The 2,693-nt window shown below is 61.3% G+C and carries 1 protein-coding gene; it reads left to right on the plus strand.

The window, feature by feature from the left end:
* The coding region (locus HMPREF0178_RS22170) for a hypothetical protein (RefSeq protein WP_009381172.1) at positions 1 to 2,590 on the plus strand (2,590 nt) is incomplete at its 5' end.
* Positions 2,591 to 2,693 lie beyond the last annotated feature (103 nt).

Consider the following 2,693-nt stretch of genomic DNA (forward strand, 5'->3'; position numbering starts at 1 on the left):
CGCGATCTTCATGGGCGACGGCTCCAGTCTGGACATCACGGGAGACGGCAAGGTCGTCTTTGATGATGCACTGTCGTCTCAAAGCGCAACGCCGACCCTGAAGAAGACGGGGAGCGGGGAACTGCTCCTCAACGCCTCAATGGATGGCTTCCTGGGCACGGCTTCTTTCGAGGGCGGGCTTACGGGCATTGCCGAAAAGTGGCTCATCAAGAACCTGATCACCGTCGCGGGCGGCAAGCTGAAGATGTCCGAGTTCTCCTTTGCGTCGCAGGACGCGGAGAACGCCGTTACGGGCGGCAAGCTGGTTCTGGCCGGCGGCATCCTGGAGACGGGGACAGGGCAGATCTTCGCCAACGGCCTGAATGCCGAAGGCGACGCCAGAAATCCCGGCTCCGTAAAGCTGAACGGAGACAACTGGAGCTTTGATTCCGGCTTGATTGCGTTCGACGACGCCAAGTACAACCTGACCTATGCCCAGGCTGCGGCCCTGTTGTTGGGAGCCAGCAACGTCGGGGCGGATGCGTCCGGCTCGGGTTCCGCAAAGGAAATCACGTTCACCGGGACGTATGTGAACATTCCCAATCCAGGCCCCATCTCGCCCTATTACTACACGGGCAACAAGTCCGACGCCGCTTCGGACGGAACCGTAGGAGGATGGCGGGACAGCTCCGGGCTTCCCATCGCGATCGCGGACGTCATCACCGTGAAGACGGAGCCGGGGCAGGCGAGCGAGTACCGTTTCCTGTCCGGTGTTTATGATGGAAGTAAGACGTCAGATACCAGCGAAACGTATGCGTGTCTGATCCACGGTGGAGATTCCGGGGTGCGCGTCACGTCGGACGGGCCTCTGACCATCCAGAACTGGGGCACCGGGCTGATGCCTTACCACGCGTCGGTCGCCTCTTCGAATGGGGAAATCCTTTTTGGCGACAACGTGTCGCTCCTCAACAACCATTCGGCCGGGGATGCCACCAAGGGCGGCGGGGCTATTTTCTCCAAGAAAGGCGTGACGTTTGGCGACAATGCCGTCCTGTCCGGCAATTCGACCGCGCTGGCCATAGGCGGCGGAGGCTATGGCGGCGGGGCTATTTTCCTGGATGGAAAGGGCGTCGTCCGCTTCGGCAAGAATGCGGTCATTGCAAACAACGAGAGCTACCATTACGGCGGTGCGATATACAGTCTGGGCTCCGTGAGCATGGGAGAAGGGGCCACTGTCCGAGGCAATACGACTTCGTACATGGGCGGCGCGCTGGCTGTGACCGGCGCGTTGAGCCTCGGAACCGGTTCCGTTGTGGAATCCAACCAGGCCCAGGCGGGCGGAGCCGTTTACTCCACGGGGCAGGTGAACGCGACAGGCACGACGTTCAGAAAGAATGTGGCCACGTCGAACTACGGAGGCGGCATCTACAGCGCCGGGGGCTCGATAGTCCTCGTCGACTCCCGGATGGAAGAGAATAAGGCCGCGGGAGGCGGAGCCATCATTCTCGCCGGCGGCGGAACCGCGAGCGTCATGGACACGGCGTTCGCCGCGAACACCGCCACGAACGGCGGCGCGTTCTTCATTGACAAGAACGGCGTGTTGACGACGGCTTCCGGCGGCGTGGGAACTGATGCGGGCACGCTGTTCGACGGGAACAGCGCAACCACGAACGGCGGCGCCGTTTATGTCCAGAACGGCACTGTTGATCTGGGAAGCGGAACGAGGCTGCAAGGCAACCAGGCCGCCAAGGGTGGAGCGATTTACGCACTGGGTGGCAAGGATGCCTCCACGAAGCTCACGTTTGCCGGCACAGTCTTCGGAAAGAACAGCGGCACCTACGGCGGGGCTGTGTACTCGTCGGCGAGTGTTGGCGGTACGGTGAATGCAGCCGCCTCGGATGTGGTATTTGAGGGCAATACCGCCACTTCGGGCGGTGCCGTCTATTTGGGCGGCAGCGGCACCTCGGATATCGCGTTTACGGATGCCGTATTCAAGGAAAATCAGGCCAATACCGGCAACGGCGGGGCCATCTACTCGGCGATCAGCGGTAGTTCGAATCTCGCCATTGCGGACAGCACCTTCGAGGGCAACAATGCCGGCTATGGCGGCGCCGTATTCAATAACGGCCAGCTGACCACTTCCGGCAACGTGGTCTTTTTCGGGAATACGGCAACCTATGGCGGTGCCGTTTATAACTATTTTACATCGACTACGGACGGTTCCCTCGCATTCAACGGCGGAGCGCGCTTTACCGGCAATACGGCCAGCGGGCTTGGCGGGGCCATCTACAACACCCGTGCCGTCACCCTCAATCCCGGCGCTGGTCAGGAGATCGTGTTCAGCGGGAATACGGACTCCACGGGTTCGAACGCGATCTTCATGGGCGACGGCTCCAGTCTGGACATCATGGGAGACGGCAAGGTCGTCTTTGATGATACGCTGTCGTCTCAAAGCGCAACGCCGACCCTGAAGAAGACGGGGAGCGGGGAACTGTTTCTCAACGCCTCAATGGACGGCTTCCTGGGCACGGCTTCTTTCGAGGGCGGGCTTACGGGCATTGCCGAAAAGTGGCTCATCAAGAACCTGGTTACCATCGCGGCGGCAAGCTGAAGATGTCTGAGTTCTCCTTTGCGTCGCAGGACGCGGAGAACGCGTTACGGCGGCAAGCTGGTCTGGCCGGCGGCAGTCCCTGGAGGACGGGGACAGGGGCAGA

It is taken from the genome of Bilophila sp. 4_1_30 (assembly GCF_000224655.1).
GTDB lineage: Bacteria > Desulfobacterota > Desulfovibrionia > Desulfovibrionales > Desulfovibrionaceae > Bilophila > Bilophila wadsworthia.